General features: G+C 36.3%; 10 protein-coding genes. 9 read left to right on the top strand and 1 reads right to left on the bottom strand.

What is annotated here, in order from left to right; translation table 11 throughout:
• Positions 1–60 precede the first annotated feature (60 nt).
• On the bottom strand, positions 61–1,272 hold the full coding sequence (locus FF52_RS17210) for an MFS transporter (RefSeq protein WP_008467505.1): 1,212 nt from the start codon (positions 1,270–1,272) through the stop codon (positions 61–63).
• A 127-nt stretch (positions 1,273–1,399) separates the two neighbouring features.
• Between FF52_RS17210 and FF52_RS17205 the strand changes: the two genes are divergently transcribed.
• The 9 genes from FF52_RS17205 (at position 1,400) to FF52_RS17160 (ending at position 21,767) form a co-directional block, all read left to right on the top strand.
• Positions 1,400–2,185: an AraC family transcriptional regulator gene (locus tag FF52_RS17205; RefSeq protein WP_008467504.1), complete on the top strand. Its 786-nt coding sequence runs from the start codon at positions 1,400–1,402 to the stop codon at positions 2,183–2,185.
• Between the two features lie 373 nt (positions 2,186–2,558).
• Positions 2,559–4,745 carry a family 78 glycoside hydrolase catalytic domain gene (locus tag FF52_RS17200; protein ID WP_008467502.1) on the top strand — a complete coding sequence of 729 codons (2,187 nt, stop codon included), beginning with the start codon at positions 2,559–2,561 and terminating at the stop codon, positions 4,743–4,745.
• Positions 4,746–5,021: 276 nt separating this feature from the next.
• Positions 5,022–6,701: a hypothetical protein gene (locus FF52_RS17195; RefSeq protein ID WP_008467500.1), complete on the top strand. Its 1,680-nt coding sequence runs from the start codon at positions 5,022–5,024 to the stop codon at positions 6,699–6,701.
• 146 nt (positions 6,702–6,847) lie between these two features.
• On the top strand, positions 6,848–7,969 hold the full coding sequence (locus tag FF52_RS17190; RefSeq protein WP_008467497.1) for a glycosylase: 1,122 nt from the start codon (positions 6,848–6,850) through the stop codon (positions 7,967–7,969).
• 150 nt (positions 7,970–8,119) lie between these two features.
• Entirely contained in the window at positions 8,120–11,467 is a 3,348-nt protein-coding gene (locus FF52_RS17185; RefSeq protein ID WP_237718559.1) for a glycoside hydrolase family 2 TIM barrel-domain containing protein, read from the top strand.
• Between the two features lie 343 nt (positions 11,468–11,810).
• Positions 11,811–15,197 carry a glycosyl hydrolase gene (locus tag FF52_RS17175; protein ID WP_008467490.1) on the top strand — a complete coding sequence of 1,129 codons (3,387 nt, stop codon included), beginning with the start codon at positions 11,811–11,813 and terminating at the stop codon, positions 15,195–15,197.
• An 81-nt stretch (positions 15,198–15,278) separates the two neighbouring features.
• Entirely contained in the window at positions 15,279–16,703 is a 1,425-nt protein-coding gene (locus tag FF52_RS17170; protein WP_008467487.1) for a sialate O-acetylesterase, read from the top strand.
• Positions 16,704–16,964: 261 nt separating this feature from the next.
• Entirely contained in the window at positions 16,965–19,292 is a 2,328-nt protein-coding gene (locus FF52_RS17165; protein WP_035691845.1) for a DUF5703 domain-containing protein, read from the top strand.
• Positions 19,293–19,307: 15 nt separating this feature from the next.
• Positions 19,308–21,767: a pectate lyase family protein gene (locus FF52_RS17160; RefSeq protein WP_008467483.1), complete on the top strand. Its 2,460-nt coding sequence runs from the start codon at positions 19,308–19,310 to the stop codon at positions 21,765–21,767.
• Positions 21,768–21,874: the final 107 nt, after the last annotated feature.

Raw genomic sequence — 21,874 nt, 5'->3', positions numbered from 1 at the left:
ATAAAATGAAATGCCTCTAAAGACAATCCAAAATCTATGTTTCTATGTGTTTAAAAAAAATTACTCAGTTTTTTTTCTCCCTTCAATATTAGGCAAAAACCCCGTAATAACCCCAATCAAAGGCAGGAAAGCACAAATTTTAAATACATATTCTATACTCGTTGCATCGGCGATTTTTCCTAAAACAGCAGAACCCAATCCGCCCATTCCGAAAGCAAATCCGAAGAAAAGACCCGCTACAAGTCCCACTTTTCCAGGCATTAATTCAGTTGCATAAACCAAGATTGCAGAGAAAGCCGAAGAAAGAATCAATCCGATGATTACAGATAAAGTTCCAACCCAGAAAAGAGAAACGTAAGGTAACATCAAAGTAAACGGAGCAACACCTAAAATTGAAACCCAGATTACATATTTTCTGCCATATCGATCTCCAATTGGACCTCCAATTAAAGTTCCAGCAGCAACAGCTCCAGAGAATAAGAATAAATATACTTGCGACTGCTGAATCGAAATGTGGAATTTATCAATCAAAAAGAAAGTGTAATAACTCGTAATACTACTCATGTAGAAATATTTAGAGAAAATCAAAACCAATAAAATGATCAATGAAGCAATTACACGTTTTTTAGATAAATGATGTGTTTCAATTTTAAGAGCCGCTTTATTAGCATTTCTTTCAGATAAATGTGCTGTGTACCAAATCGCAATTCTGTACAGAGTAAAAACCCCAATCAATGCGATAATACAAAACCAAGCCACATAAGATTGTCCATTAGGAATAATAATGAAAGCAGCTAACAATGGTCCAATGGCACTTCCTGCATTTCCGCCTAACTGAAAAATTGACTGCGCCAATCCCTTTTTTCCGCCCGAAGCCAAATGTGCTACACGTGAAGATTCAGGATGAAAAATCGAAGATCCGATTCCGATTAAACTTACTGATAAGAGTAAGAAACCAAAATTAGTAGCAATTGAGACTAAAAATAATCCAGTCATTGTAAAACACATCCCGACAATTAGAGAATAGGGTTTAGAATTTTTATCGGTATACATTCCCACAAACGGCTGAAGGATCGAAGCTACGATTTGATAGGTAAAAGTGATGATTCCGATCTGCGTAAAACTCAATCCGAAATTATCTTTAATAAGCGGATATATAGACGGGACAACAGCTTGTAAAAGGTCATTAATTAAATGCGAAAAGCTGATTATAAAAAGTATCGAATACGTTGTTTTTTTTATTACTTCTGGTTGTACTTTAACGGTTTCCATGAGTGTTTTTTAGGTTAATGGTATTTTTAAAAATTACAGCTGTATTAATTTTTTACAAAATTGAAACAAATTAGAATGTCAAAATTGCTATATTTGGACAATGAATAATCAAATTCGGACATATCGAATGGCACAGGAACATGGATACAGAGTAGATCCATCAATTCCTGTTATTGGCTACACCGAAATGGTAACCAACGAAATGTGTGTTTCACACTCACATCCAAGAGGTCAGCTGATTTATGCAACCCGTGGCGTGATGAACGTTGTAGTGGGCAATCATATTTGGGTTGTGAATCCGTTGCAGGGCTTATGGCTTCCGGGTGGAGTAGAGCATCAGGTTACTTTTCAGAAAGACGTTAATTATTATAGCGTTTTTATCGATCCGTCTGCAATGGCAGGATTGCCTGAAAAAAGTTTTTCATTTGATATTCCGATGTTTTTAAAACAATTGGTTTTCAAAATCATTTCTTTTGGAGTAGATGGAAATTTAGCACCTCCGCAACACAGAGTCATATCGGTCTTTCTAGACGAACTGGCTTTAATAGAACCAAGCGCCACTTTCCTGCCCACAACCAATCACGAAAGACTTCAAAAAGTAGTCGAGCTGATAATGGAAGATATTGCCAGCAAAAACACGATTGATTATTATGCCGAACTTTCGTTTATGAGCAGCAGAACTTTGTCTCGCTTATTCATCAAAGAACTCGGAATGAACTTCAGCGAATGGCGCACTCGCTTAAAATTATTAGAAGCCATAAAACGACTTAGCGAAAAACAATCTATAAAAGAAATCGCTTTCAATTTGGGTTACGAAAACACTAGCGCTTTTATTTATATGTTTAAAAAGCATTTAGGAAAAACACCTTCTAATTATATTCTGGAAGATGAAAATGATAAACTATCAGCATAGATTTTATTTAAACACATAGAAACATAGATTTTTATTTAGCTGTTGAAAAAAGAGAATAGAAAATGACTAGTCATTAACACATAGCTATGTGTATGTATGCAAGTGAAACGCCTTTTGCAGACAAAGTAATTCTATGTTTCTATGTGTTTAAAAAATAAATCCGTCTTTATCCGCGTCTTCGCGATAGCGAATCCGTCTCCTCCGCGTCCCATAAAAATCTCAAGATCATTTTTTTTAATACTAAAAAAGTGATAACTCATAATTTTTCCCTTAAAAAATTATCAAAAAGTACTGTTTTTTATGAAATAGCAGGATAGTGCAGGTTGTCAAATGTAAAGATAACACTTATCTTTAGTCCCAAAATACACTAACTATGCTAAACCGCTTTTCCATTTTTAAGACTTTACTTCTTTTTGTTGCCCTTATTTTTTGTTCGCTATCATCGGCACAAGAGAAAACAAAAGAAGCGACATGGATCTGGTATCCAGGCGATTTTGAAGTTTGGTTAAGCAATAAAATGCAGGTAAGGCGTACAGAACGTGAGGCGGTATTTCCTCCGCTTTGGCAATATTACAGTCCTTATGCTTTGGTTACTTTTCAGACAGAAGTAGATATTCCAAAGCCAGACGAGGTAAAAATTTACTCAGAAGGACCATTTCAATTGCTTTTAGATGGCGTTCAAGTTTACGGACAACCTAAATCAATTGCAATTCCTGCAGGAAAACACAAAATTTCTTTTAAAGTGTATAATCAGGAAGTGTTGCCAGCTATTTATATTAATGGCAAATACGTTAAATCTGATGCTTCATGGAAAGTAACCAACGAAGATAAACTTTGGATCGATGAAACGGGAAAAGCACAGCAATCTGGTACGCCTTGGGTTTCTGTTGGTTCTTGGAATTTTAATTCGCCAGAAAATAAACCTTCTGAATTCAAATTAACAACGAAACCTTTAAGCGCTAAAAAAGCAGAAAAAATCGGAACTGGTCAATTAGTAGATTTTGGAAAAGAGACTTTTGGTTATATTAAAATTCACGGTTTAAAAGGAAAAGGAAAACTGGCATTGTATTATGGGGAATCTCGCGAAGAGGCTTTAGATTCTGCCAAATGTGAAACGTTAGATCATTTATCTTTTGACGGAAAACAATCAGAAACTTATACGCATGATGGATCGAAAGCATTCCGTTATGTTCAGGTACAAGCAGATGCAGGTATAAAATACGATTCAATTTCGATGCTTTATGAATATCTGCCATTAAATTATCGTGGTGCATTCAAATCATCTGACGAACAATTGAATAAAATTTGGGATGTGTCGGCTTATACGATGCATTTAACCTCTCGTGAATTTTTTATCGACGGAATCAAACGCGACCGCTGGGTTTGGTCTGGCGATGCTTATCAAAGTTATTTAATGAATTATTATTTGTTCTTTGATTCGGCTTCTGTAGAAAGAACACTTTTAGCACTTCGTGGAAAAGATCCTGTAACGGCTCACGTAAATATCATAATGGATTATTCCCTGTATTGGTTTGTTGGAGTGTACGATTACTACTTGCATACGGGCGATACGAAATTCATCAAAACTTTTTATCCAAGAATGAAATCATTAATGGATTTCTGCTTAGAAAGAAGAAATAAAAACGGATTCCTTGAACCATTAGATGGAGACTGGGTTTTTATTGATTGGGCAGACGGATTGCCAAAAACAGGAGAAGTTAGTTTTGAGCAGATGCTTTTAGCAAGAAGCCTTGAAGCCATGGCGGTAAGTGCTGAGATAGCTGGTAAAACTGAAGACCAAAAACAATATCAGAAATTAGGAACTGATTTAAAAACTAAATTATTTGATGTCTTTTGGGATAAAAAAGAAAACGTAATGAAACACCAGCGTATCGATGGAAAAATGCAAAACATCGTAACCAGATACGCTAATATGTTTGGTATTTTCTTCAATTATTTTAATGAAGAACAAAAACAAAGCGTAAAAAATAAAGTGTTGTTGAATAAAAATGTTCTTCAAATCACGACTCCGTACATGCGTTTTTATGAGTTGGAAGCCTTGTGCGCAATGGGCGAACAGGATTACGTTTTAAAAGAAATAAAAGATTATTGGGGCGGAATGCTGAATGAAGGTGCAACCTCTTTCTGGGAAGAATACAATCCGAACAAAAAAGGAAGAGAACATTTAACGATGTACGGTCGCCCTTACGGAAAAAGTCTTTGCCACGCTTGGGGTGCAAGTCCGATTTACTTGTTAGGCAAATATTATTTGGGTGTAAAACCAACTGCTCCGGGTTATTCGGAATATGAAATCAAACCAAATCTTGGCGGTTTAAAATGGATGGAAGGAAAAGTGCCAACACCAAACGGAGAAGTTTCTGTGTATTGCAGTACCAAAGAAATCAAAGTAAAAGCAGACGAAGGAGAAGGAAAATTGATTTTTGAAAGTGGAACAAAACCAAAAACAAATTCTGGAACCATTACAGAATTAGCAAAAAATAAATATCAATTGATTGTAAAACCGAATGTGGAGTATAAAGTGAGTTATAAGGCTTTGTGAATTATGAATTATGAATTATGAATTATGAATTATGAATTATGAATTATGAATTATGAATTATGAATGATTAGTAATGGACCAGTTGTTTATAATTTCCAGTTTGTCATTCCGACGAAGGAGACCCGAGCGATAGCAAATAGGCGAAGCAAATCATACTCGTAACCACAAAGATTATCACGCTAGTTTTGTCATTTCGACGAAGGAGAAATCTTCGCAAGAAACTCTACAAAGATTTGGGAAATACATTAAAGAATAAAAGCCAAAAAGTAAAAACCAATGTTTTCAAAAAATAAAAAATACAACATCAAATTAAAAACTGTTTTTCTAATGCTATTGGCTGTCTGCATTCAATCCATAGCGCAAACCACCGCATGGAAACCAGCATCATTTGAAATTGTAAAATCCAATTACAAAACTTTCAAAACCACACAACATGCGCATGTTTTTTCTGGAAGCAAACACAATATCGTTCGTTTAGCTCCGGAATTGCAAGGTCTGACTGGGGTTGAACTTCCTTTAGAAGCTTATAAAAACGGAACTAATGCTCCATTACAATTAAAATTCAAAGAGCCAGTAACGGTTTTGATTGGCATTTTTCAAGATAAAAACGCGGAATATCTTCAAGCGAATCAAATTGGAAATAATAATGAAATTCTTGAAAAGGGAGTTACCATTACAGGTTTACCACCTGTTGATGTTTATGCGATTCCTTATACAAAAGGAACACATACCATTTTACCCAATCAAAAGGGTTTATTTGCTGTTTTGGGAGTTTTGAAAATCGACCAAAAATTGAACGCCAGAGACGCAAAATTACCAGACGGAAAACTTTGGAATCCAACATTTATTGTAGAAGGATTTTCAGATGAAAAACCGCTTTTCGAAATTATTGGCGGAGAAAACAAACCCGTTATTGATGAAGGAATGTCTGGAACAGAAGGAATTCAGGGCGGTTTTGAAGGTGGACGTGTTGTAAAAGTAGGAGATACGTATCATATGTTTCCAACTGAAAGAGCTGGTGAAAAAGGCGTAGATTATTATTATGACCGTGTAAAAACCAAAATTGGACATTGGACGAGTAAAGATGCGATTCATTGGAAAAGAGAATCTACAATCTACCAAGCAAGCGGTGTTTATGCCATTACAGAAGATGATAACCCAATGAATGACCGTCGAGCAGCCATTTGGTCTTATATGCCGGTTTTTAATGAAAAAGCAAACAAATGGTATGGCTATTATTTGGCTTATACCGTAAGTAAAACAATAGAACCGAATCATTCCTTTGGTAGAATTTGGCGATGCGAGTCAATGGTAGAAGGAATCAACGGAATCGGCGGACCTTATAAAGATATGGGAATTATTATGGAACCAGGATTAGATTCTCAGCCTTGGGAAGGGCGTCAGGGCGTAGCTTCATTTTTCCCGTACCAAGTTGGAGATAAATATTTCGGATTTTACAGCGGTGCATATCCGTTCAATTCATGGGCAGATTATCCGAAGAAATCAGGAAAAGGCTGGTTTGTGGCTTTAGCCGAATCCAAAACTTTAGAAGGTCCGTGGTTAAGAATGAACAAAGGTTTGGAACCCATTAAAACCATGCATCCGCTTTTTGTTGAAAATCCAATAGTGAGTCAATTGCCAAACGGTCTGTACATCGCGATTTTCGACGGAGGTCCAGACGGTTGGGGACATCATTTACCAAATATGATTGCGTATTCGTTATCAGCAGACGGTATTAATTGGGCAGAAGCACATTATTTGCCAATCGAAACCAAAGTAGATAAATGGTGGGATATTATGAGAACGCCTTTGTGCTTAATCCCAGAAGGAAATGACGTTTACACCATAGTGTATAATGCAATCGATTTGAAAAGAAGATTTCACCCAACAGGAATGGTAAAAGTAAAATTAAACAAAGACGTTATGGAGTCTAAATTAAAGGAATTGAAAAAATAAATTAAAGTTTCCGCAGATTTTGCAGATCAGGCAGATAAAAAAAATCAGCTAAATCTGCGAGAGAAAAAAATAAAAAAATCAGTGACACTCCGTGTATTTACGAAGTAAATCCGCGTCATCCGCGTACAAAATATACACAAAGCAAAATGAAAATTAAATACTTACTAATCGCCATTTCAGCACTTATCCTAACAAGCTGTGCAACTAAATACAAGAAAAGAGAAATTACCGAGAGCGTAATGCAGGAGATTTACGAAGAAATCAAAACGCCTTACAAATACGGTTTGGTAATGGTTCCTACCGACAACTCATACAAAATGGATTGTCCAAGTGTGTTTAGAAAAGACGGGAAATGGTATATGACGTATTTAATTTACGATGGAAGAGGTTATGAAACCTGGTTAGCAGAAAGTGATAATCTTTTAGATTGGAAACATCTTGGAAAAGTAATGTCTTTCTCAGAAAACGAAAAACATTGGGATGTCAACCAAAAAGCAGGATATATTTCGTTGCAAGATATGACTTGGGGCGGGAGCTACGAATGGGAAAAATACGATGACAAATACTGGATGAGTTATTTTGGCGGAGACAGTAAAGGTTACGAAGCAGGCGTTTTATCTATCGGAATGGCGTATACGAAAGAAGTGCCGACAAAGCCACATGAATTTCAAAGATTAGAAAATCCGGTTTTGACACCAAAAGACAAAGACGCCAAATGGTGGGATAACAGCACGATGTACAAAAACAGCGTAATTCGTGATAAGGATAAACTAACTGGACACAATTTTATCATGTATTACAATGCCCGTGGAGACAGTATCAATCCTGCTAAAGGAGCAGAACGTATAGCGATGGCAGTGTCAAACGATATGAAAACCTGGAAACGTTATGGCGATAAACCATTAATCAATCATCATAAAGGAATTTCGGGAGATGCTTATATTCAGCGAATTAATGATACTTGGGTGATGTTTTATTTCGGAGCTTTTTGGACGGGTTGGAATCAAGGTGCATTTAACCGTTTTGCCGTTTCAAACGACTTAGTAAACTGGACCGACTGGAAAGGCGAAGATTTAGTAAAATCAACTGAACCATACGACGATTTGTTTGCGCATAAATCATTTGTGGTAAAGCATGATGGCGTTGTCTATCATTTTTATTGTGCTGTTAATAAAGCAGAACAAAGAGGAATCGCCATTGCAACTTCGAAAGATTTAGGGAAAAGTAAATTGAATTTTGTGGCACCGCCGGAGAAAAAGAAGAAGTAGTTATGAGTTATGAGTTATGAGTTATGAGTTATGAGTTATGAAATATCTTAATACTGCCAACTGAAACGACTCCGTTAGGAGGCTCTCGTCGGTAGAAAAAAACGAATTAATATGTATTTATGTCCCTTAGGGACATTTGAAACAATAACAATGAAATACAATATAAAACCAATGTTTACATCAAAATTAAATTATAATAATCCATTTCTCAGATTACGATTTTTGACGTATGCATTTTACATTTTACTTTTCACAATTAACATAAAGGCCCAATCCGTTACAGGAGAACCTGCAGGAGTTCCAGAACTTCACAAAAAATACCAGTTTGCTCCTTGGGAAGACCCAACGATAACAAATATCAATAGACAGCCAGCAAGAGCAACTGCTTATTCTTACGCAAGTGTAGAAGATGCATTAAAAGGCGACAGAACCAAAAGCCGAATCCAAATGCTAAATGGTGACTGGGATTTTAAATATGCTGTAAACCTAAAAGAAGCTTCTAAAGATTTCTATAAAAATACTGTTTCAGGATGGGATAAAATCGAAGTGCCTTCAAACTGGGAAATGAAAGGATATGACAATCCGATTTATAAAAGTGCCGTATATCCTTTTAGACCTATAAATCCGCCTTATATTCCTAAGGATTATAACGGAGTGGGTTCGTATCAAAGAAGTTTTACGGTTCCGGAAAACTGGAAAGACATGACTGTGACTTTACATTTCGGAGCCGTAAGTTCAGGTTTTGAAGTTTGGTTAAATGGAGAGTTTTTAGGATACGGAGAAGACAGTTTTCTACCATCAGAATTTGATATTACGCCTTACTTAAAAGCAGGCGAAAATGTGGTTTCTGTTCGTGTAATTCGTTGGACAGATGGTTCTTATTTAGAAGATCAGGATCACTGGCGTATGAGCGGAATCCAGCGTGAAGTTTTCATTATGGCTGAGCCAAAACTCCGTATTCAGGATTTCTTTGTCCAAACCAAATTAGACAAAGAATACAAAGATGCTATTTTCAAGTTGCGTCCGAAAGTGGAGAATCTGACAGGTGCAAAAATCAAAGATTATACGATGCATGTTCAGTTGTATGATGCCAATAATATAGCCATGTTCAAAGAACCGCTTCAAAGGCCTGTAATTGATTTAATTAACGAAAGTTATCCGCGTCTGGATAATGTTCGTTTTGGATTCTTTCAGGAAACGATCAAAAATCCTAAAAAATGGAGTTCAGAAGAACCAAATTTATACACAATGGTCATTTCCATAAAAGATAAAAATGGCAATGTCACAGAAGCAAAAAGCTGTAAAGTGGGTTTCCGTTCGATTGAATTTTCAAAAGAGAATGGAAAAATGCTCATTAACGGAAAAGAGACTTATGTGTATGGCGTAAACCGTCACGATCATCATCCAACACGAGGAAAAGCCGTAACGAGAGAAGACATCAAACAGGATATTACCACGATTAAAAAGTTCAATTTCAACTTTATACGAACAAGTCATTATCCAAACGATCCTTATTTCTACGAATTATGCGATCAATACGGAATCATGGTGATGGACGAAGCAAACCAAGAAACGCACGGAATTGGTGGTAAATTAAGCAATGATCCGCTTTGGACAAATGCTTATATGGAAAGAATGATTCGAATGGTCGAAAGAGATAAAAACCATCCCTCTGTTGTAATGTGGAGTTTAGGTAACGAAGGAGGAAAAGGCCCAAATCATGCTGCAATGTCAGGCTGGGTTCACGATTTCGACATTACCCGTCCAGTTCATTACGAACCAGCACAAGGAAATGCCAAATTAGACGGATACATCGATCCACTTGATCCACGTTATCCAAAAACAATCGATCACGCGTATCGATTCGAAAATCCGCAGGATGATTGTTATGTCGATATGGTCAGCCGTTTTTATCCGGGCGTTTTCACACCTAAATTTTTAGTAGATCAAAAGAAAGATACAAGACCGATTATTTTCGTTGAATATTCGCATGCGATGGGAAATTCAGTTGGAAATTTAAAAGAATTATGGGATGAATTCCGTTCGCTTCCTAGAGTTATAGGAGGTTGTATTTGGGAATTCAAAGATCAGGGAATCGTGAAATATGATTCTAGATCAGGTCAGAATTATTTTGCTCACGGAGGAGATTTTGGCGAAAAATACCATGATGGAAATTTCAATACCAAGGGAATTGTAGATTCTTACGGAAAACCAAAAGGCTCGATTTTTGAGAATAAATGGGTGTACCAGCCAGCGATTTCAACTTTAAACGGAAATCAATTAGAAATTAAAAATCGTCAGGCTGTTAAATCTTTGGAAGGATATATTCCTGTTTTAAAAGTGTTGGAAAACGGAAATGTAATCAAAACTCAGATTTTAAAACCATTTAAAATAGAAGCAGGACAATCGACAACTTTAGATATCAGTTCTTATCTTCCAAAAATGAAAGCCGATGCAGAATATATTTTAAATATAGAATTCCAGCTTTCAAAAGACGAGCTTTGGGCGTCGAAAGGTTACGCTGTCGCGGAAGATCAGTTTGTGTTGAAAAAGAAAGAAACTTCAATTGATTTTAGAAATGAAAAAGATGCAGCTTATAAAACAACTGAAACAGATTTCGATTTCCAAGTTAAAGGAAAATCTTTTGAAGTAAAAATCAGCAAAGAAAATGGAGCTTTGACTTCGTATGTTTATAAAGGGGAAGAACAAGTTTTTGCTCCTTTACTTCCAAATTTTGTTAGACCTTTAACTGATAATGATAAAAGAGGATGGAAGTCTCAAAAATTATTAAAACAATGGTATAAAGCAAAGCCAAAAGTTTTAAGTACAACAATGGGAATTGGAATTGATGGTACTGTAATTACAAGTGAATATGAAATTATAAAAGACAGTGCGAAAGTGCAAGTTGCTTATAAAATCAATGAGAATGGAGTTATAAAAGTAGATTACAGTTTAAAAGCCTCAGACAAACTGCCAAACATTCCAAAAATTGGAATGCAGATGGGGGTTAAAAGAAGTTTCGACCAGATTTCATGGTACGGAAAAGGCGAATTGGAAAATTACAGCGACAGAAGTTTTGGTTCGTTTGTTGGGAAATATTCGCTTCCAATAAATGATTTTATCGAACATTATCCAAAACCGCAAGAAAACGGAAACCGATGCGATGTAAGGTGGATGGCACTTAGTACTCCACAAAAAAGCAACGGATTTTTAGTAGTAAACGATACCAAAGTTTTAAGTATGAGCGCATGGCCTTACACACAGGAAAACCTAAGCGCATCGGGACATACGTACGATTTGAAAGATCCAGGATTTTTGACCGTAAACATCGATTTAATCCAAATGGGAGTGGGAGGAAATGATAGTTGGACAATTGTAGCACAGCCATTAGAACAATATCAGATTAAATCTGGAAATTATGAGTATAGTTTTTATTTGATGCCTTTCAGAGGTTCGAAGAATGAATTGGAAAGTAGTTTGAAGAAGTTTAAATATTAGTCAATTGATAATTAAAAATTAAGAATTAAAAATTAAAAGAAATCTGCAAAATCAGCTAAATCTGCGAGAGTAAATTTTCCCGCAGATTTTGCAGATTAGCCAGATTTGTAAAAATTAATTAAAAATATAGTTTGTCATTTCGACGTAAGGAGAAATCTTCGCGAGTAGCTCCCTAACGAGAATCCAATCTTTGTGGACTTTCTTGCGAAGATTTCTCCTTACGTCGAAATGACAAAAAAGACGAAAAAAAAAGTAAAAAATCTGCCAAATTTGCTAAATCTGCGGGAAAAATTTGCTCTCGCAGATTTGGCAGATAAAGCAGATTATCAAAAAAAACAATAAAATGTTTCAAAAAAAACATCTCTTTTTTATCCTGCTTCTCGCAAGTATCGTCTCTGCACAGGAGATTCATAAAAAAGAATCTTTTCAGCCAACATTAGAATCCTCAAGACCTTGGGTGTATTGGTATTGGATGAAATCGGCGTATTCTAAAGCGGGAATCACAGCCGATTTAGAAGCTATGAAACAAGCCGGAATTGCAGGCGCTTATTTAATGACCATCAAAGGCCCAGCAAATCCGCCATTGATAGATCCGCCGGTTTTACAGTTGACACCTGAATTTTGGGATATGATTCGTTGGGCATTCAAAGAGGCAGATCGTTTAGGTTTGAAACTGGCTTTTCACGGAGCAGACGGATTTGCGGTTGCAGGCGGGCCGTGGATAACACCAGAAATGTCGATGCAGAAAGTAGTATGGTCAACAACTGAAATTTTAGGCGGAAAAAAAGTTGCGTCAAAATTGCCAATTCCAGCACACTACAAAGAATATTATAAAGACATTGCCACTTTTGCGATTCCGATTAAAGAATACCAAATCACTTCGCAGACGCAACTGCCAAAAGTAACGACATCCAATAACACCGATGCTTTGTTTTTGGCTGATCCTAAAAAAGATGAAAACTTCAAGTTTGCAGATGCAGGTTGGATTCAGTACGAATTTGCGCAGCCTTTTACCTGTAAATCTATTGTAATTGAAACCAAAGGAAGAGATTTTCAGGCACAGCGACTGATTGTAGAAGTGAGTGATGATGGAGTTAATTTTAGATTCCACGAAAGAATGATCGCACCACGTCACGGCTGGCAGGATATGGATTTACCAAATACACATACGATTACGCCTGTAACATCAAAATATTTCCGATTTGTTTATGATCCAAAAGGAACAGAACCAGGAGCAGAAGATTTGGATTTTGCGAAGTGGAAGCAAAACCTGAAAGTAAGTAAAATTACACTTTCGAATCAATCGCTGATCAATAATTATGAAGGAAAATCAGGAGCAATTTGGCGTTTGACTCCGCAGATAACTGAAAAAGAAATTCCAAATTCTGATGCATTCAAAAAATCAGAAATCATCAATATTTCCAATTTTGTTGATGCAGATGGAAATCTGAACTGGAAAGCACCAAAAGGAAAATGGAAAATTATCAGAATGGGACATACTTCTACAGGGCATGAAAATGCTACTGGCGGAGCAGGAAAAGGATTGGAAGTAGACAAATTTAATCCGGAATTAATTCGTTTTCAATTGGATCATTGGTTTGGAGAAGCCGTTCGTTCTGCTGGCCCGGAATTGGCTTCAAAAGTGCTGGAAATCCTTCATTTTGACAGCTGGGAATGTGGAAGCCAAAACTGGTCTTCAATTTTTCAGACTGAATTTAAAAAGAGACGTGGTTATGATCTTGTAGAATATTTGCCAGTAATGGCTGGAATTCCAGTAGAAAGTGCCGATTTTTCAGAGAAAGTTTTATATGATGTACGTAAAACAATTGCCGATTTAGTTGCTGATAATTTCTACGGGACTGTCGCTCAAATTGCAAAAGAATATAACGTTAAGTTAAGTTCAGAAAACGTTGCGCCAACCATGATGAGCGATGCTTTATTGCATTATAAATATGTTGACTATCCAGGTGGTGAATTTTGGCTAAAAAGCCCAACACATGACAAACCTTTTGATATGGTCGATGCCATTTCTGGCGGACATATTTATGGAAAAGACATTATTCAGGCCGAATCTTTTACGGCTCTGCGAATGGATTGGGACGAACATCCCGGAAATCTAAAAACAACGGCAGACCGCAATTATGCTTTAGGAATTAACCGATTATTCTATCACGTTTTTGTCCATAATCCGTGGACGGACAGAAAACCGGGAATGACTTTAGACGATATCGGAACTTTTTTCCAAAGAGACCAAACTTGGTGGAAACCTGGGCAGGCATGGTTTGATTATTGCCAAAGAGTACAGTTTCAATTGCAAAAAGGAAAACCTGTAATTGATTTGGCTGTTTTTATTGGCGAAGATTTCCCTTCTCGTTCTTTTGTTCCAGATCGATTAGTTCCTTTTATTCCGAATGTGTTTGGAAAAGAAAGGTTAAAAAGCGAGAAAATCCGTTTAGAAAATGAAGGGCAGCCAACGGCAAAAATGCCAAAAGAAGTGACCTATTCTAAAAATATCACCGATTTATCACAATGGATTAATCCGCTAAACGGTTATCAATACGATTCTTTCAATGCTGATGTTTTGATCAATCGTGCGAAAGTCGTTAACGGAAAAATTTCATTTGAAGGCGGAATAGAATACGGAGCTTTATTGTTTCCGGGAAGTCATAAAATGGCACCGAATAAAATGCTTTCTTTGGCTTCCGCCGAAAAAATCCTGCAATTGCTACAAGAAGGAGCAACTATTTTTGTGGATGAAAAACCGAATCTTCAACCCGGAATTCATTCAGAAACAGATCAAAAGAAATGGCAGCATGTAATTGATGAAATCTGGAATAATGCCAATTCATCAACATGGAAAATAGGAAAAGGAACAGTTGTCAAATTGCCCTATTTAGGAAGCGATTTTGCTTCAATTGGAATCACGCAAGACGTTTATTTTCCAAATCTAAACAGAGCCGATTCAGAGACATTAGCTTGGACACATCGTAAATCGAATACTGAAGATATTTATTTCATTTCCAATCAAAAAGCGGAAAAGAGAACATTTGAAGCTTCTTTTAGAATAGCTGGAAAAGTACCGCAATGGTACAATCCAGTTACAGATGAAACTTCGGCTTTAGCCAATTGGAAAATAGAAAACGGAAGAACAATTGTTTCAATAACTTTAGAAGCCAACGAATCTGGTTTTGTGATTTTTAAGGAAGGAACAAAAGAAGTTTTAGCAAAAGGAAAAATAGCGGAATTTGAAAAAGTTCAGGTTTTAGATGAAAATTGGGAATTGCAGTTTGATCCAGAATTCAAAGGTCCTAAAGAAGTTGTAAAAACTAATAAACTTTTTGATTGGAGTACTTCGGGAAATGATCAGATTAAATATTATTCTGGTACTGTGATTTATAAAAAAGAATTTGTTTGGAAAGGAAAAGATACCAATAAAATCTGGCTTGATTTAGGTGAAATTTCTAATATGGCAGAGATTTCTATTAATGGAAAGGACTGTGGAACGCTTTGGACTTTCCCTTTCAAAACTGATATTTCAAAAGCTTTACAAAAAGGAAAAAATTCAATAGAAATTAAAGTCACAAATACTTGGGCAAATAGATTAATCGGCGATCAAAAATTGCCAAAAGAAGAAAGATTGACGTGGACAACAGCGCCATTTCGATTAGAAGGAGAACCGTTGTTGAAAGCAGGATTATTCGGACCGGTTACAATTTTACAGGAGAAATAAATATTAGCCACGAATTCACGAATTTTTTATAAAATGAGATTAATAAAAAATTCGTGAATTCGTGGCGAAAAAAAATAGAATATGAAAAAATCAATTATTGCATTATTAACGGTTTTAGCAAGTTTTCAAATCAATGCCAAAATCAAACTACCGGCCTTATTCACCGACAATATGATGTTGCAGCAAAAATCAAATGCACCAATTTGGGGTTGGGCAGAAAAGAACGCCACTGTCGTAATCAAAACTTCATGGGATTCTAAAACCTACAAAACAAAAGCAGATGCTTCAGGAAAATGGAAAACAGAATTACAAACCTCCTCTTTTGGCGGACCTTACACCATTGAAGTTTCGGGAGGAAGTGAAAAAGTAACCATCAAAAATGTATTGTTGGGAGAAGTTTGGCTTTGTTCTGGACAGTCGAATATGGAAATGCCATTAAAAGGATTTCAGGGACAGCCTGTTAAAAAAGGCAATGAAATTATTGTAAGGTCAACCAATAAAAATATTCGTTTAATTACAATTCCGCGTGCGACGGTTTTAGAACCTAAAGATGATTTCGAAGGAAAATGGGAAGAAGCTTCTCCAAAATCAACATCCAATTTTAGTGCAACGGCTTGGTATTTCGGATCGCTTTTACAGGAAGTTTTAAATGTTCCTGTCGGATTGATTCACGTCTCGTACGGAGGTTCAAGCATGGAAGCGTGGATGAATGCGGAAATGCTGAAAGATTTCACTAGTGCTAAAATTCCGACTACAAAAGAAGAATTGGCAAAAGATCCAAATCGTGTTCCAACGACTTTGTTTAACGGAATGCTTTCGCCTGTAATTGGTTATGGAATTAAGGGCTGTATTTGGTATCAGGGAGAATCAAATTACGAAAGAGCTTCTGAATACACCGCTTTAATGAAGAAAATGGTGGGCAGTTGGAGAGCCTTATGGAAACAGGGAGATTTTCCGTTTTATTTCGCTCAGATTGCGCCTTTTAATTATGCTTCATTTCATCCAAAAGATTATCAGGAAAAATACAATTCGGCTTATTTGAGAGAAGCGCAGTTTAAAGCTTCGAAGGAAATTCCGAATTCGGCAATGGCGGTTTTAATGGACGTTGGAGAAGAAAACAACATTCATCCAATGGATAAAGAAAAAGGAGGAAACCGTTTGGCTTTTCAGGCTCTGGCAAGAACATACGGAATTGAAGGTTTTGAATACGAAAGTCCGAAATACAAATCGATGGAAATAAAAGATGGTGCTGTAACCGTTTCTTTTGATGATGTTGCCAACGGAATAACATCTTATGACAAGGAAGTTTTAGGTTTCGAAATTGCAGGAGAAGACAAAGTTTTTTATCCTGCGAAAACGGTCGTGAGAAGAAAATCAGTAGTTCTTACTTCAGATAAAGTAAAAAATCCAGTTGCAATTCGTTATTTATGGAAAGACTTCGCGAAAGCGGAATTGTTTAGTGCTGGAGGTTTGCCGGTTTCTTCGTTTAGAACAGATGAATGGTAATTATGAGTTTTGAGTTATGAGTTATGAGTTTTGAGTTTTGGCGTCTAATTTGTCATTTCGACGAAGGAGAAATCTTCGCAAGTAGCTCCGCAAAGATTTGGACCAAGCATGATGATTTTTAAGGCAACTTAATTTATAACTCTCGCAGATTTGGCAGATTTTGGAGATAAAAATAAATCTGCTCAATCTGCAAAATCTGCGAGAGAAAAATAAAAAATAAATAGCTACAAGGTTTTGAAAACCCTGCAGGAAAACGAAAAAATGAAATATATAAAATACATACTTTTCTTCACCACGCTTTGCCTCAAAGCTCAAATTCCTACGCTTGATAATTACAATCAAATCTGGACAACGCAAAGCAACAATTCATCAGAATCGATGCCTTTGGGAGGCGGGGATATTGGTATGAATGTTTGGGTGGAAAAAGGCGATTTGTATTTCTATTTTTCACGAAGCGGAACTTTTGACGAACATAATACTTTATTGAAATTAGGAAGAGTAAAAGTGACGTTAAGTCCGAATCCGTTTGAAGGAAAAAATGGTTTTCGTCAGGAATTGAAACTGAAAGATGGATATGTTTTAGTTGGACAAAATAATACTAAAATCAAACTTTGGGTAGATGTTTTTAAACCGATTATTCATGTTGATTTAGAAAGTAAAAATCCGTTGAAAATGACAGCTTCTTATGAAAGTTGGCGTTATAAAAACCGTTATCCGAAAGGAAAAGAAAATAATGCCAATTCTTATAAATGGGCTCCTCAGGGAGAACTTATTACGTATAAAGATTCTATTTTATTTGAAAATAACGGAATCAAATTTTACCACAGAAACAGGGAAAATACAGTTTTTGATGTAGCGGTAAAACAACAAAAAATGGAATCGGTTAAAGACCAAATGCTGAACCCGATTGCGAATCTGACTTTCGGCGGATTTATGACAGGGAATAATCTCAAGCCAGACGGAACGTATTTAAGGAAATATCAAAATACCGATTTTAAAGGTTTTAATTTATCGAGTATAAAACCTGCAAAAAAGTATTCGTTAGAAATATATTTAAACACGAATCAATCTGATTTTTCAACTTGGAATAATGGGTTGAAAAGTTTGATTTCTGCTAACAAAAACACCTCGAAACAAGCCGAAAAAAACACGATAAAATGGTGGAATGATTTCTGGAATCGCAGTTTTATTTTTACTCAAAAAAATCAATCGTTTGTTAAAGATTCGGTATATCAAATCGGACAGAATTATCAGTTGTTCCGATATATGCTTGGGTGCAATGCGTATGGAAAATATCCAACAAAATTTAACGGTGGACTTTTTACAGTTGACCCTGTTTTTACCAATAAAGATCTGAATTTTACACCCGATTTCAGAAATTGGGGAGGAGGAACGATGACAGCTCAAAACCAGCGATTGGTTTATTTTCCGATGGTAAAAAGCGGAGATTTTGATATGATGAAATCACAATTGGATTATTACGTAAGTCTTCAAAAAAATGCCGAATTACGTTCTAAAGTATATTGGAATCATAACGGTGCATCATTCACAGAACAATTAGAAAATTTCGGACTTCCAAATCCTGCTGAATACGAATGGAAACGTCCCGCAGATTACGATCCGGGAATGGAATATAATGCGTGGTTAGAATATGAGTGGGATACGGTTTTAGAATTCTGCCAAATGATGCTACAGCAGAAAGAATATGCAGGAGAAGATATTCAGAAATACAATTCATTCATAATCAGTTGTCTTCGTTTTTTTGATGAACATTATCAATATTTAGCCAAACAACGTGGAAGAAAAGCTTTGGACGGAAACGGAAAATTAGTTTTATATCCCGGTTCGGGAGCAGAAACGTATAAAATGGCTAATAATGCCAATAGTACCATTTCGGCTTTGCAGGTTATTACAGAAAGCCTTTTAAACCTTTCGGGGAATCAATTGTCTAAAGAAGACTCAGAATATTTAAAAGCATTTCAAACTAGAATTCCGCCTTTGAATTTTGGACAGATTGAAAATCATAAAGTTTTAGTTCCCGCTAAATCTTGGGAAAGAGTCAATAACTCTGAAGTTCCTCAATTATATCCAGTTTATCCGTGGGGAATTTATGGCATCGGAAAACCAGATTTAGAAACAGCTTTGAATACTTGGAAATACGATGCTGATGCTTTAAAATTTAGAAGTCACATTGGTTGGAAACAAGATAATATTTTCTCGGCTCGTTTGGGATTAACAGAGGAAGCTGCAAAATACAATACCATGAAAATGGCAAACTCAGAAAGACGTTTTCCAGCATTTTGGGGTCCGGGCTTTGACTGGGTTCCTGATCATAACTGGGGTGGATCCGGAATGATTGGTATGCAGGAAATGCTTTTGCAGGAAGCAGATGGGAAAATTTACCTTTTTCCGGCGTGGCCGAAAGAGTGGAACGTTCATTTTAAATTACATGCCAAACAAAATACTACGATTGAAGCCGAGCTCCTAAATGGAGAATTGAAGGTTTTAAAAGTTATTCCAGAAGAAAGAAAAAAAGACATTATAAATCTGCTTGGAAAATCTGAAGCAGAGAAAACGAAATTAAACTAACTATTACTAACAAAAATGATTAAGAAATTAATAAGTGGTGCTCTTTTGTCCATACTTTTAACCACAAACGGACAAGCACAATCAGTTCAAAATACTGATAAACAAATTATAAAAGTCGATTTTGACTTTTTTCAAAGAAGATTAGAAGAAGTTCATGATCCGAGTTATGATTCTTGGGTGATTAACGAAGGAAAAGAAGCCGAAAAATCATTTAACAATGTGTCATTTAAACTAAAAGGAAACTTCACTTCAAAATGGTACAAAGTGGGCATGAATGCTCCGTTTTACAATAAACTAGGAAGCGACGGTTTGGTTACAGCCGAAAATTTAGAATTAAAAATCAGCGGATTGAAAGCTGGAAAACATACGCTTTTGACTTTTCATAACGCTTTTGATGTCATTACGGGAAAAACATTTTCTCCGATAAAAATCTTCGTAAACGGAAAACTAGAGGAAACGGTAAATGCAAGCCAAAGGGCTAATGCTAAAGTTGATGCTTCGATGGCATATATTACTTTTAATGCAGAAAAAGGAAAAGATGTAATCGTCCGTTTTGAAATTGATCCAACTTCAAGCCCTGATATCGTAAAACAGATCGTAATCAATGGTTTTGAATTGGATACGCCAAACTTAATGAATCAGGCGCGTACTCCAGAACCAAAAAATAGAGATGAACATGTTGAAGTAACCAAAAGTTTACTTTTAAAATGGGATGCTCCAAAAAACGTAGTGGCTCATAAAGTTTATTTTGGAACCGATAAGAATGCGGTAGAAAATGCAACAGAAGCTTCAAAAGAATTTAAGGGAAAACTGACTGAAAAGTCTTTTACGGTTTCTGATTTATACAGCGGCACAACGTATTACTGGAGAGTGGATGAAGTAGATAACAATGGAGAGGTTACTTTAGGAAATGTCTGGTCGTTTAAACCAGCCCAATTGGCTTTTCCGGGAGCTGAAGGTTATGGGCGTTATGCCGTTGGAGGACGAGGCGGAAAAGTGGTTGAAGTAACCAATTTAAATGACGACGGACCGGGAAGTTTACGCGATGCCATCAATCAGGAAATTGGACCTAGAACGATTGTTTTTAATGTTTCGGGGAATATAAAACTGGCTTCAAGATTGGTTGTAAATCAGCCTTATATTACTATTGCAGGACAAACTGCTCCTGGAGAAGGAATTACAATTAGCAGGGCGCCAATCGGATTAACAGGAAATGATGGTGTAATTCGATTTTTAAAAGTAAGAATTGGAGGCGGAACGACTTTTGACGGAATGGGATTAACGGGTGCCGATTATAGTATTATTGATCATTGCTCAATCAGCTGGACGATCGATGAATCGTTTAGTTCGCGAGGAGCGCATCATATTACATTGCAAAGAACTTTAATTTCGGAAGCTTTAAATGTGGCTGGCCATGATAAATATGAAGCAGGAAAAATGCATGGTTATGCTGCTACAATTGGCGGTGATATAGGAAGTTTTCATCACAATTTACTAGCTCATAATTACGGACGAAACTGGAGCATTGGCGGTGGTCTAAGCGGCGACGGATTTTATACAGGAAGATTAGATATCACCAATAACGTAGTTTACAACTGGGGAAAAAGAACAACTGACGGTGGTGCAAACGAGGTTAATTTTGTCAATAATTATTATAAGCCAGGTGCTTCGACAGGAATTTTTGTAGCGTTAAATGCACAGCACGAAGGCGTAGGGAAAGGTATGCAGCGTTATTATTTTGATGGAAATGTGATGCCAGGTTATTTTGACGAAAAATCTCAGGAGAAAGGGAGAAAATCTACTGTAACCAATAAAGAAAAAGTGGAATATGAGACTTTCGTAGACAAGCCATTTTTCCCTTCTTATGTAAATACACAATCTGCTAAAGGAGCTTATAAAAATGTGCTTTCAGATGTTGGGGCGAATCAGCCGTTTTTTGACAAACATGATAATCGAATCATAAATGAAACTTTAAAAGGAACTTTCACTTACAAAGGCAGTAAAAGCGGTTTAGGTGGCATGATCGATAATGAACAAGATGCAGGAGGATGGCCAAATTTTGTTGCAGAAACTCGTCCGTCAGATTGGGATACAGATCATGATGGATTACCAAATTGGTGGGAGAAAGCTTTTGGTTTGAATGAAAATTCAAAAGCTGGAGATTTTTCAGATGCTAATCAAGATAACGATAAAGACGGATTTACGCAGTTGGATAATTATTTAGACTGGCTGGCTCAGCCTCATTATTTTATTAATTTAAAAGATAAAAAAGTTTTAAATGTGGCAGATTATTTTAAAGGTTTTGAAAATAAACCCGTTTACACTTTCTCTGAAGTAAAAAATGGAAAAGCAAGTTTAAAAGGAAAGGAAATTCAGTTCACAGCTTCAGATAATGGTTTCGCTTCTTTCATAGTAACAGTAAAAGATGCAGATGGAGATTCTATGAGCAGAACTATTAATTTCTTTGTTAAGTAAAGAGATTTCACGCAGATTTAGCTGATTTAGGCAGATCTGCGCAGATTTTATTTATAGAGAAAAATCAAAAAATAATCTGCTAAATCTGTTGAATCTGCGTGAAAAAA

Origin of the sequence: Flavobacterium sp. F52, assembly GCF_000278705.1 — a bacterium.
Taxonomy (GTDB): domain Bacteria; phylum Bacteroidota; class Bacteroidia; order Flavobacteriales; family Flavobacteriaceae; genus Flavobacterium; species Flavobacterium anhuiense.
This window is presented reverse-complemented; position numbering and strand designations above follow the sequence as displayed.